At 56.1% G+C, this 11,534-nt stretch carries 11 protein-coding genes; 3 read left to right on the top strand and 8 right to left on the bottom strand.

Going from position 1 to position 11,534, the window contains the following annotated elements; all coding sequences use genetic code 11:
* Positions 1-951: radical SAM protein (locus KJ653_02670; protein MBU0684740.1), on the top strand; the 951-nt coding region annotated here is incomplete at its 5' end.
* A gap of 699 nt (positions 952-1,650) precedes the next feature.
* Here the strand turns inward: KJ653_02670 and cooS are convergent.
* From cooS to KJ653_02635, 7 genes are read right to left on the bottom strand one after another with little or no spacing between them, the layout of a single operon-like run.
* Entirely contained in the window at positions 1,651-3,606 is a 1,956-nt protein-coding gene (gene cooS, locus KJ653_02665; protein ID MBU0684739.1) for an anaerobic carbon-monoxide dehydrogenase catalytic subunit, read from the bottom strand.
* Positions 3,607-3,655: 49 nt separating this feature from the next.
* Positions 3,656-4,432 carry an ABC transporter ATP-binding protein gene (locus tag KJ653_02660; GenBank protein MBU0684738.1) on the bottom strand — a complete coding sequence of 259 codons (777 nt, stop codon included), beginning with the start codon at positions 4,430-4,432 and terminating at the stop codon, positions 3,656-3,658.
* A complete protein-coding gene (locus tag KJ653_02655; GenBank protein ID MBU0684737.1) occupies positions 4,432-5,178 on the bottom strand; it encodes an ABC transporter permease in 747 nt (248 codons plus the stop codon). Before KJ653_02655 ends, KJ653_02660 begins: the two co-directional genes overlap by 1 nt.
* Before the next feature lie 35 nt (positions 5,179-5,213).
* A complete protein-coding gene (locus tag KJ653_02650; GenBank protein ID MBU0684736.1) occupies positions 5,214-6,236 on the bottom strand; it encodes an ABC transporter substrate-binding protein in 1,023 nt (340 codons plus the stop codon).
* A complete protein-coding gene (cysK, locus tag KJ653_02645; GenBank protein ID MBU0684735.1) occupies positions 6,237-7,190 on the bottom strand; it encodes a cysteine synthase A in 954 nt (317 codons plus the stop codon).
* 21 nt (positions 7,191-7,211) lie between these two features.
* Positions 7,212-7,562 carry a pyridoxal-phosphate dependent enzyme gene (locus tag KJ653_02640; GenBank protein ID MBU0684734.1) on the bottom strand — a complete coding sequence of 117 codons (351 nt, stop codon included), beginning with the start codon at positions 7,560-7,562 and terminating at the stop codon, positions 7,212-7,214.
* Positions 7,563-7,604: 42 nt separating this feature from the next.
* Positions 7,605-8,030, bottom strand: a complete 426-nt coding sequence (locus tag KJ653_02635; GenBank protein ID MBU0684733.1) for a hypothetical protein — start codon at positions 8,028-8,030, stop codon at positions 7,605-7,607.
* 307 nt (positions 8,031-8,337) lie between these two features.
* On the opposite strand from KJ653_02635, the gene KJ653_02630 reads away from it, so the two are divergent.
* Entirely contained in the window at positions 8,338-9,639 is a 1,302-nt protein-coding gene (locus KJ653_02630) for an O-acetylhomoserine aminocarboxypropyltransferase/cysteine synthase (GenBank protein MBU0684732.1), read from the top strand.
* Between the two features lie 233 nt (positions 9,640-9,872).
* Here the strand turns inward: KJ653_02630 and KJ653_02625 are convergent, their stop codons facing one another.
* Positions 9,873-10,202, bottom strand: a complete 330-nt coding sequence (locus KJ653_02625; protein ID MBU0684731.1) for a hypothetical protein — start codon at positions 10,200-10,202, stop codon at positions 9,873-9,875.
* Positions 10,203-10,453: 251 nt separating this feature from the next.
* Between KJ653_02625 and KJ653_02620 the strand changes: the two genes are divergently transcribed.
* Complete coding sequence (locus KJ653_02620; protein MBU0684730.1) at positions 10,454-11,425, top strand: prenyltransferase; 972 nt, start codon at positions 10,454-10,456, stop codon at positions 11,423-11,425.
* The last annotated feature ends 109 nt before the right edge of the window (positions 11,426-11,534 follow it).

Here is an 11,534-nt window from a genome sequence, read left to right as displayed (position 1 = left end):
GTCCAGTTCAGGATGAATAGCAGTTCGCCATACCGTGTCTGCAAGAACGGGGATGACCTGGTCCTGTCCAGCAGGGACGAAGAACTTTGCAAGGTCAGATGGATACCGAGGCCGGAATACTACATCAGAACGACGAGCAGCGGCCAAAGAATGGTACAAGTCGGGCAGATCGGAGGAGAGGACTGCCTGTTCTTCTGCTATCAGAACTACTGCAGCCACTTCAGCAAGAGAGAGGAGTGCCTGTTCTGCAATCTCGTCTCAGCCACTGAGACCTATGGCTCCCTGAGAAAGAAGGACATCAATGACATTGGCGAGGTCGCCAAGGCCGCGTTCTCCGAAGGACAGGTGAAGCATGTCCTGCTCACGGGAGGATGCTTCAGCCACCAGAAGGAGATCGAGCTCATCACGGAGATTCTGGAATCCATCAGGATGCATACGGGTTTTGACCGCATCCCGGGAACCATCTTACCATCGCCGGCGAGAGGACTGGAGGAGATCAACGGATACTACAACGCCGGGATAGATGCATTGGGTTTCAGCATGGAGATCTGGGACGAGAAGCTGTACCAGGCAATCTGTCCGGGCAAGGCCAAGGACGTCAGTCATGACAAGTTCCTCGACTCAATAAAGCTCGCCGTCGAAGTCTTTGGAGAAGGAAACGTGTATGGCGTGTTTGTCATGGGGCTCGAACCGAAGAAAACATTCCTAGAGGGAGTGAGGGAGATAACTAGCCTTGGCGCGAATGTCGTTCCCTTTGTGTGGTCCCCGAATCCGGGATCAAAGCTAGAGGGGCACAGGGCTCCAACAAGCAAATGGTATGTCGAGACAATTCTGGAAGCGTCGGAAATCGTGCACGAAGCCAAAGTACCGTCAGGAACGGAGAACCACTGCTACAAGTGTGACGGCAATTCCTTGCTGCACGATGCTCTGCGCCTCAAAGGCATTGAATAGCGGTTTTCGTGGCTGCATGATTCGCCCGCGGCCAAGACCCTGTGCTCCGGCTCCATCAGCCGCAACTCGAGCGCCCCTGGGATGCGAAGCTTGCCCCCTTCGAGGTGAGTGATGACGGCCTTCGCTCCTGGGTGATAGACGAGATCCTTCTGAAACTTCAACCTGACCTCGGGGTTTCGTCAATCGCCGCCTGCATCGACCGACTCGACCTGCGCGGGTTCGAACTGCATCCAGTGGCCGACGTGAAGCACCATGCCTTGCATGAGCGTGTTCAGCTAGTACTTGATGATACTCGTAGCTCCTGAGATGGAGGAGGCGCATCTCATTGACTCGTTCGTCATGATGACCATCCCACGGTCGAGTTCGTTTACCTCCGCGTTTCTCTCCTGCTCAGAGACGAGAATCGCGTCTCATTTCATGACCGAGGTGTCAAAGGTCGGGCGAAGACATCCTGCTCGAGATTTCGAAGTTGCGGGCGATCCAGGTTCGACCGACCTGGAGGCTGACCGAGATCACCAAGAAACAGCGAATGATCTTGGAGAAGATGGCGATACCGGTCCCGGTCGAGCCCGACCTTGTTGCTAAAGAGGCGGCAGTTCAGCAAAGATGGGTCCTGCCGGAAAGAACCACGACGATCTGCAATCCTTCACCACCGACAAAGAGAGGAAAGGGATGCATTCTAGCACCAAGAATACGAGGTTACACTTTCCAACCGAATTCCTTCTCAAGCTGCAGCCTCTTCCTCCTGATTGTCATCTGGATCAGCTTCGCCGCAAGGTCCGGGTAAGGCTCCACGAGCAACCTTGCCCCGAGAAGGTCATGTGCCTGGTCTACGAAGAAGTCCACAAGCTGATTCCCTCCTCGTTCATAGTCATCGATATGTTCCGAACCCTCCATGCGCTTCGGGACCGGGACAGGCACGCCGGCTGGAAATCCGCTATGAACGTTTACCCCGAGCAAGAGGAACGAGAGCGCTTGACCGATGGCCTTCTCGCTGCCTGGCTCGGGGCCAGAGAACATGAACGGCATTTTGTCCATAGGCAAGCTGGCCGCGTCAGCCAGCTCCGCGAACAGGCGTATCGTCCGGACATTGTCCACGCACGCGCCCACGTTCAGAACGGGTGGAAAGCCTCGCTCCTTGCAAAGTGGACCGAGGGATTCGCCCGCCAAGGTCCAGCTCTCAGGAGAGCAGAGACCTGAGGTAAGTAACGCATGCGCGCAGCAGCCAGAGGTAGTGACCATGATGTTGTCTTTGATGAGCTCCTTCGCTATCGTCACCTGAGACCGCTCGTACGGCACCTTGGGGTTGTTGCAGCCAACAACTGTCACGATGCCTTTCACCTGACCTCCACGGAGGAGGTCAACAGCCCCCCGGGCGCCGCCAAGAACAGACAAGATCGTTCTGTGGTCGTAGCCAACCTTGGCCTTGACTCCAGTTGTCCGAAGCCGATTGGCCCTTGTCCTCGGTCTCCGCCTGCGGTGCGCTTCTATTGCCAAATCAACAATGCGAGCGGCGTCGCGCTCAACAGTGTCGAAATCCACGGGTATGTGAACTGCATCCGGGATCCTGTCTGACTCGCTTGTCGTCACAATCGTGGTATCGAAGCACTTCGCAATTTGGGAAAGACCTGGGATCACACACTGTATGTCAGCTACAAGAAGATCGACAAGGCCCGAGCCAATCACGATCTCCTGTCCCAGGATGTTCCCCAAAGTCGGAACTCCCCTCCTGGCCAGGAGCTCGAGGCCGCTGCAGCACAATCCGACGACGGTTATTCCTTTGGCTCCAGCTACGCGAGCTGCCCTCACCGACTCCGCATCCCTGCTTCTCGAGACCACATACTCTGCCAGTATGGGTGAATGGCCATGGATCGCGATGTTGACATGCTCCTCTCCAAGGATCTGACATCCAATGGAAACTTCCGAAACCTTGGGAGCACCGAACACAATTTCCGTCGCAAGAGAGGAAGCGAAGAGAGCGCTCCAGCTGTAGGCAAGAGCCGTTCTGAGGTCCTGAAGCGCAAGCTCACGCCAATCGGTGCACCCTCCTAAGGTGGTGCGATGGAGCGATTCCACTATCTCGTAGTATGTGCCCCTTGGAAGGATCCCGAGATCATTCCAGACCGCCAGCCTATCCCTCGGAGCGAATGCCTCGATCACACGAAGCGTGCTTCCAGACGATGTTCGAATGATGTCCTCGAGAAAGACATCTGCGATCTCGCGTGCGAGCTCCCTGGTGGATTTCTCACACCTGGATATGCCCAGCCGATCCGCAACCTCGGCTAGGGACTCCTCGCCAATAAGAGGGAGCGTGCGGCTTCGAGCAGCGGCTGCTAGAAGATGAGTCGACTCGAGCGCATGCTGTGTGTGGGCAGCACAGCCCGCAGCCAACGATCTGAGAAGATTGCCCATGACAACGAGTTCCAGGGTGGCACCGCATATCCCTCGGGACTTGCGAGGGTCATTGGGCACTATCCGACAGGGCCCCCAGAGGCAGCGCTGGCAACACAGCCCCCTGAGGCCGAACAGACACTGGGGTTGCTGACTCTCGTGCCTATCAAACGCGGTCTCGATGCTATTCGCCTCCAGATCCTCGAGGATGCCCCGGACAAACTGATTTGCCATCAGCTCCTTCGTCTCGTCCTTCGATGGCATCTCGGCGTTCAGTTTCGGATACTTGTATTTCATGTTTCCATCAGTCTCATCATATCGCGTACTCGATCTGTTCCACAACCTCCAATCCGAGGTCAGACATGATCTTTCCTTTGAGCGCGTGGAACTCGGGAGAAGTTCTCTTCCTCGGATGACTTAGCCCGATTCTAGTGACCGATGTGATTGTGCTTGGGTTGCCGCCGAGTGTGACAACCCTTGTCCCGAGAAACACCGCCTCGTCTATGTCGTGGGTGACGAACACTATCGTCTTTCCGCTCAGCGACCAGAGTCGTATGAGTTCCTTTTGAAGCCTCATCCTTGCGATCATGTCGAGCGCGTTGAAGGGCTCGTCCATCAGCAGGATCCTTGGATCCACAGCAAGCGCACGCGCTATTCCCACCCTTTGCTTCATCCCGCCCGAGAGTTCGTGTGGATTCTTCTCTTCCGAACCTGCCAGTCCAACGAGGTCTATGTATTTCTTGGAAATAGCGTGCCGCTTCTCTGGCAGCACCCCAGCTACCTCCAGACCGAACTCGACGTTTCCGAACACGTTCCTCCACGGGAGGAGTCCGAATTCCTGGAAGACCATGACTGCGCGTGTGCTCGGCTTCCTTACGGGCATGCCATCTATCAGAATGGTCCCTGCGCTAGGTAGATCGAATCCGCCGAGAAGAGAGAGCAGGGTGGACTTTCCACATCCGCTCGGCCCCACGATCGAGACTATCTCGCCCTTCTCGACATCGAGGTTGATGTCGTGGAGCACAGCGTGGTCCCTTCCTCGCTTTCGGAAGACCTTCGACACCCCTGACACTGAGATCTCGCCAACCATCAGCTCGTCGCCCTCCCTTCGCTAATCTCCTCAAGCCCCCAGCGCCTCCGAACGCTTTTCTCCACTAGCTTGACTGAGCGGTCGAGGACGAACCCTATCGCACCGATCACGACCATGGTCGACACCACGAGGTCCGTTCTGAGGAAATTGCGCGAGTCAAGCACAAGGAAACCCAGCCCTGACTGCATGCCGACCATTTCGGCCGCGACGATAATCACCCATGCTATCCCCAAGGAGATCCTTGCGCTCACGATTATCTGGGGGAACGAGCTGGGAAAGATCACCTTCAAGAGCATGTCTCGTTTCGACGTTTCGAAGTTGGAGGCCATCCGGACTAGCAGCGGGTTCGTCTGCAGGACCGCAGCTGCTGACGAGACAATGATGGGGAACACGGTCGTGAGGAAAATGATAAACACCGCGGGAATACTGCCAATTCCAAACCATAGTATTGCAAGGGGGATCCACGCAATCGGCGAAACGGGGCGCAGCAGCTGTATCAGTGGATCGATTGCCTTGCCAACCCTGGGATGGAGGCCAAGGAAAAGCCCGAGAGGCACGCCAACAGAGAGAGCGAGCCCGAATCCTGCGAACACCCTGGCGAGGCTTGCTGCAATATGGCTCGCAAGACTGCGCTCTGTTGCGAGCTCTTTGATCCCAAACAACGCATCGACGGGTGTGGGCATGAACTCTGGAGGAATGGAGGTGACCAGTGTGAACACCCACCATGCAAGTATGAACAGTCCCACAACAAGAAGAGACGATAAGACGGCCAGTGGGCTCCTCAGGTATACTCCACTCCCAGAGATCTGTATGCCTCAGCAGCGAAGCTCTCATCCACGAACTCCTCGATATTTATCGGCGTCTGTATGAGATCGAATCTGACCATCTCAGTCTGGAACGCCGCATACTCCGACTCGCGCGGGTACAGGTCCAGGTACCCTGACCTGCCTGGTGGTTCCGCCAGAGCGCGCATGATGGTCGTCTCATTCTGGCCTATGTACTTGGTGGCAATCGCGGCAGCTTCTTCCGGGTTCTCGGTCACGTAAATTCCCGCAATTATGAGCTGTAGAACGAAATCCTGCACAGCGGCAGGATGTGCATCAATGAATTCCGTCCTGATGGCGATGACGCACTCGTTGCTAGTCGAGTTGGCTATCTCGATGTCCTTCGAGAGAACAAGCACTCTGCCTATGCCCATCAGCTCGGCCTTTGCGCCGAACGGCTCCGCCACTATGTACGCGTCGATGCTCCCCGCGGCGAGCGCGGAGACCATGTCCGGAGGGGCCATCTCCACGGTCGTGACTTGATCTATGCTGATGTTGTGGTCCTCCAGGTAGTTCACGAGCAGGATGTAGTGCGGTGAAAATCGCGAGGGTATCGCAATAGTCTTGCCCACTAGCTCCTCGGCCGAATCGATCGATGGCTCTGTGACCAATACGCTCCCGTCCCTTACCGCCATCAGCACTGATCTGAGCGGTACGCCTTTCTCGACGAGTTTCATGGCAAGCGTATTGAGAATCGAGCCTCCAGCATCAATCGCTCCTGACTGAAGAGCCTCAGCAAGCTCTGGCCAGGACGAGAACTTGACCATCTCGACGCGAAGCTCCGTGAACTGCCCGCGGTCAGTTGCGACAAGCGGAAGCAGCGCATGCGTTATCGGGAGATAGCCCACCTTCAGCGTCAGGACCTCCTGTTCGTCCTTCTTGAGGAGCACATACGCCAGGCCTGCAGAAAGAACGATCAGCGTCACGATCACTGCTGTCAAGGCCCACAGCGCATTCCTAGATTTCAGCCTCTCCAGCATCTAGAACACCTCCGGCGACGTCGTCGTCGGCTCATCAAAGAGGACCGTGCTAAGGTAGCGCTCCCCGGTATCCGGCAGGATGACTACAATCAGCTTCCCCTCGGACTCCGGCCGCCTGGCGACCTGCACTGCCGCCCAGGCAGCAGCGCCTGATGAGATCCCGGCCAAAATACCCTCCTCCTTTATGAGTCTCCTAGTGAAGTTGATTGCGTCGTCATCATCGACTTGGACAATCTCGTCGATCATGTTCACGTTCAGAACCTTCGGCACGAACCCAGCACCGATGCCCTGTATCTTGTGGGGTCCGGGTTGCCCGCCTGACAACACAGGGGACTTCGCAGGCTCAACCGCTATCGCGCGGAAGGACGGCTTCCGCTTCTTTATCACCTCGGCAACACCGGTTATGGTGCCGCCTGTACCTACGCCGGAGACAAGAATGTCGACCTTCCCGTCAGTCTCGTCCCAGATCTCCTCCGCCGTCGTGACCCTATGGATTTGGGGATTTGCGGGGTTGTTGAACTGCTGCAGAAGGAGGTATCTCCGGTCACTTGCCACGAGCTCCTCGGCTTTTCTCACAGCGCCCTTCATTCCCTCGGCGCCGGGCGTCAGTATGACCGCGGCTCCAAAGGCCTTGAGCAGCTTCCTCCGCTCGATACTCATTGTCTCGGGCATCGTCAGCACGAGCGGATAGCCCCGGGCCGCAGCGATGAACGCAAGCGAAATGCCCGTGTTGCCCGAAGTTGGCTCGAGAAGGATTGTGTCCTTCTTTATCGCCCCTGCCTTCTCAGCCGCCTCTATCATGCTCAACCCTATCCTGTCCTTGACACTGCCCAGCGGGTTCCTGGACTCGAGCTTTCCTATCACAGTCGCTTTTGCGCCGTCGGTCACTCTGTTCAGCCTGACCAGCGGGGTGTTCCCAATCGTTCTAGAGTTGTCCTCGAATATTCTCGCCATTCATATCACTCTCCCACAGCTTCAGCTCACCTCTCGTTCTGATACGATATCTCGGATCGCGCTCGCAAATGCGTCAACGTCGGCGGCGTCGTTGTAGAAGTATAATGAGGCCCGTGCGCAGCCGTTGATGTTCCGCGAGTGGAACCAGGAGTGGGTAGCCTCCACGATCGTTCCGCCCGGACGAAGAAGCCCTTCCGATTCGGCCGCTTCGATCATTGCGATTCCAATTCGGTCCTTCACACTCCCTCCGGGATTCATGCACTCCAATTTGGCCATCAGCTCGCTTTTGATCGTCCCCTTGATTCTCCCTAGCTTGACTAGCGGAGTCCCTCCAATCGTCTCCAGAATGCTGCGGCAGACCTCTTCATTCATAGTTCGACCCCGTATAATCAATCGATGCCTTGGCTGATTACTTCAGATCGAATATTCGATCGCGTATTCGTTCGTGCATCCGTCTGAACGGCCGCGCTCAACATGCCCGTCCGTCTCTGCGGAGCCATAGCCCCCTGTCCAGTTGGATGCCGATGGGCAAATCCCGATCTTGTGTGCGATAATGGACCAAATATCGCGAAACAACAATTCCTCAGATCCCTTCTCTCCATGATAGAGGTCATCTGCCAGATCATCAGCGATGGCGAGAATCCCCGGGAACTCTGCCATCAATCTCTGGTTCGTGGCTCTCAATTCCGTGAGATACAAGCTCACCGCCGCCTGAGTGATGTCCAGTCTTGCCGCGATTTCGGTCTGTTTCATTCCATATTTCGTAGCCAGTCTCCTGGCAATCTCAGCCCTCGCTCGAGGAATCACCTGAGTCGCCATGATTTCGCACTGAGATTTCATGCCTGACCGTAAGATTTATATCCTATATATTTATTACGCCGTTATACAAGGGCGTCATATCAGGCGCTGGAAGAGGGTTAATCTAGAAAGTGAAACGGAAAGAAGCTCGCAGAACAGTCGAGAAGCATGTTTTCCAGTTCCGACAAGGGTGAACACTAGATTAATCGTCGGGCGGGAAGAGATTCTTACAACCAGCGAGCCTGCGCGACAACCATATCCGACTGCGCCGGCTCGGACCGATATATGCGACGCCGAAAAATGGGTTTTTGGACGAATCTATCAGATTCAAAAAGAGAGGTGAAGAAGAATGAGCGAGAAAAAACTGGAAACAATATGCTTGCATGAGGGCCAGGAGACGGCGGACAAAGCGACGGGAGCGCGAGCCGTGCCGATCTACTTGACGACATCGTATGTCTTCAAGAGTCCGGAACATGCGGCCAATCTATTTGCGCTGAAGGAGTTCGGCAACATCTACACGCGGATCATGAATCCGACCACCGACGTCTTCGAGCGAAGAGTCGCGGCGATCGAAGGAGGATCGGGCGCATTGGCGGTATCTTCGGGACAGGCAGCAACGACTTTTGGACTGCTGAACCTGACGCAGGTTGGCGACGAGGTGCTGTCGGCGAACAACCTGTACGGCGGGACATATCAGCTGTTCCATTATACCTTCCCGAAGCTCGGAAGGAGCGTCAAGTTCGTCGAATCCACGGACCCGAGCGCTTTTGAGGAGGGTATCACGGAGAAGACGAGAGCCCTCTTCGCGGAGACTATCGGCAATCCCAAGCTGGATGTTCCGGACTTTGAGCGACTAGCCAAGATCGCCCATAATGCCGGAATCCCGCTGGTTGTGGATAATACGGTGACCGTTGGAATCGCTCGTCCAATCGATCACGGCGCGGATGTGCTCCTGAATTCGGCAACGAAGGTCATCGGGGGACACGGGACCTCGATCGGGGGTGTGATAGTCGACTCAGGGAAATTCGATTGGAGCAATGGCAAATTCCCGGAACTCACCGAGCCGGATCCTAGCTACCACGGGCTGAAGTTCTGGGAGACTTTCGGCAACTTCCCGGGCCTTGGAAATGTCGCATACATCATCAAGGCGCGGGTGCAGTGGCTGAGAGATGCGGGACCTGCGCTGAGCCCCTTCAACGCCTTCCAGTTCCTGCAGGGCCTCGAGACCCTGCCGCTCAGACAGGAGAGGCATTCCGAGAATGCCCTCAAGACGGCGAAGTTCCTCAGAGATCATCCGAAGGTCGCCTGGGTCAATTATCCGGGATTAAAGGAGCATCCAAGCCACAAGCTTGCCACCAAATATCTCAAAGGAAAGTATGGGGCGCTTGTCGGTTTCGGCATCAAAGGCGGACTCGAAGCAGGAAAGAATTTCATCCGCTCGGTGAAGCTGTTCTCGCATCTCGCGAACGTAATTGACGCGAAAAGCCTTGTCATACATCCAGCGTCAACGACGCACTCGCAGCTTACGGCGGAGGAGCAGCTGGAGACAGGAGTGACCGAGGACTTCATCCGGCTGTCAGTGGGGCTGGAGAACATTGAGGACATACTGGAAGACATTGACCAGGCTCTCGAAAAGTCGGCCAAAGGGTGATTGAGCTACCGCATGACGGCGTCTTCGGAGGTGATCTTCCTTGAAAGAAGCCTCAGTTGGCATCGTGAAGCCGAATCAGTTCGCGTTTGCGGAGCTACCAAACTAACTCGTGCTCGAGTCCGGCCAGAAACTCGGCCCGATCACGTTGACCTATGAGACCTACGGCGAGTGAACAGCGACAGATCCAACGATGCCCAGCTAGATAGTGTTGCTTAGATTCAGTAGTTCGTAAATCACCTCCTCTGTGAGCCAGCTGCTCTCTTCTTCTGCGGGACCTCGATGGCCAGTATGAATCCATACTCTCTCTCGATCACATACTGGAGCATGGCCAGGAACCTCGGATATGGAAGGAGGCCGGCGTGGACATCACGTCCTCCCGGTCCTCTTCTCTTCGTGGACAGGCAGTCCCACTTCTCCCCGACCCACGTGTTCACGAGCAGGAGGCTCGTGGCCATATACATGGCTCTCAGCTTCGGATCCTTCGTGGATGTGCGGATCTTGCTCTTCGACATGAGCCTGTAGCTCGACTCGATCTCGAACCGCAGGCGGTACTCCTCGAGCATGCAGTTCAGGGGCGGGTGTTGCGGGCTGCTGGCAAACAGCTATGTGATGGCCCTGACACAGGCCCTACACCTGCGGACATTCATCTCGGTCCTCTGAAGAAGGAGGGACAGAAGGGCTGCATGGCGATCATGCAGATCATTGCCCGTCACATCGAAGGCAGCAATTACCGATAGGCTTAAGAAAATACAGAGTATGGAGGACACGGTTTCGATCATCAAGGACTGCTCTGACTCTCACCGGGGAATTTGAAATGGACGGACAGAACCTACGAGCCACCTCGGCCGGGGCAGAGGAACCTGCTTCGTTTGGAAAGAGAGTGAAGATCTGGCTGCTCGAACTCAGAGTTCCCTTCTTCACGGCAGCCATAGTGCCAGTGTTCTTCGGCGCCGCTCTCGTGTACTGGGAGAGGGGGATTTTCGATCTCGTCCTGCTCCTAGTGACGATGGCGGGGACTGTGTCTCTGCACGCAGGAACCAACATGATCAACGACTATTTCGACTACAAGAATGGGGGGGACGCAATGAACCGCGCGAGGACGCAGTTCAACGGTGGGACTCCTTTCCTGATAAGCGGGATTCTCGATCCGAAGAAGGTCTTTGTGGCCGCCCTGACCGGCTTTGGCATAGGTGCCGCGATAGGCCTCTACCTGGCATGGACTATCAGTTGGTGGATCCTGCCCGTCGGGATTGCCGGCGGGCTCATGGGCTTCTTGTACATCGCCCCAAAGGTGAACCTTGCTGGACGCGGCGTGGGCGAGATCGCGGTAGGTCTTGGGTTCGGCCCTCTCGTGGTCCTCGGCACATTTATCGTGCTCACTGGAGACATCAGCGTTCTCGCATTTCTTGCCGGGGTACCAATCGGCCTCCTCATCGCCCTGGTTCTCTACATCAACCAGTTCCCGGACATGGAAGCAGACGCGAGCGTGGGGAAGCGCCACTGGGTCGTGAGGCTCGGGAGGAAGAGAGCGTCAGTCGGATATCCGATCATACTGTGCGCGGCGTATGGATGGGCTGCCATAGCGGTCCTCTTCTCTGTGTTGCCAGCTCTTGTCCTGCTGTTCTTCCTCACGATCCCGCTGGCTATCAAGGCCTCGAAGATAGTTCTTGCCAACCCAGATCACGTCAGCGCGCTGCTGCCTGCGCAGGCCATGACCGTTCAAATCCATCTGTTTGGCGGTCTGCTCCTAACGGCAGGCATCGCGATATCGGGGTTCCTATCCTGAGAACACCAATCGGGACACTACTGGAAGCTCCTCTCGACGGGGGTCCCATTGGGTTGACGGTTGTGAAACCTTGCACTGCTTGCCATCAAGGAAGTACCCGTCGTGAAAG

This window comes from Candidatus Thermoplasmatota archaeon, assembly GCA_018814355.1.
GTDB lineage: Archaea > Thermoplasmatota > Thermoplasmata > UBA10834 > UBA10834 > COMBO-56-21.
The sequence above is the reverse complement of the archived record's forward strand: the minus strand, read 5'-3'. Positions and strand labels throughout refer to the sequence as shown.

Bases quoted from the DNA above. Each gene is read 5' to 3' on its own strand.
- KJ653_02660 (MBU0684738.1), bottom strand. From the start codon at position 4,432: ATGGTTGGCGAGATCTCAGTGTCAGGGGTGTCGAAGGTCTTCCGAAAG.
- KJ653_02640 (MBU0684734.1), bottom strand. From the start codon at position 7,562: ATGAATGAAGAGGTCTGCCGCAGCATTCTGGAGACGATTGGAGGGACT.
- KJ653_02650 (MBU0684736.1), bottom strand. From the start codon at position 6,236: ATGCTGGAGAGGCTGAAATCTAGGAATGCGCTGTGGGCCTTGACAGCA.
- cysK (MBU0684735.1), bottom strand. From the start codon at position 7,190: ATGGCGAGAATATTCGAGGACAACTCTAGAACGATTGGGAACACCCCG.
- cooS (MBU0684739.1), bottom strand. From the start codon at position 3,606: ATGCCATCGAAGGACGAGACGAAGGAGCTGATGGCAAATCAGTTTGTC.
- KJ653_02630 (MBU0684732.1), top strand. From the start codon at position 8,338: ATGAGCGAGAAAAAACTGGAAACAATATGCTTGCATGAGGGCCAGGAG.
- KJ653_02620 (MBU0684730.1), top strand. From the start codon at position 10,454: ATGGACGGACAGAACCTACGAGCCACCTCGGCCGGGGCAGAGGAACCT.
- KJ653_02635 (MBU0684733.1), bottom strand. From the start codon at position 8,030: ATGAAATCTCAGTGCGAAATCATGGCGACTCAGGTGATTCCTCGAGCG.
- KJ653_02625 (MBU0684731.1), bottom strand. From the start codon at position 10,202: ATGCTCGAGGAGTACCGCCTGCGGTTCGAGATCGAGTCGAGCTACAGG.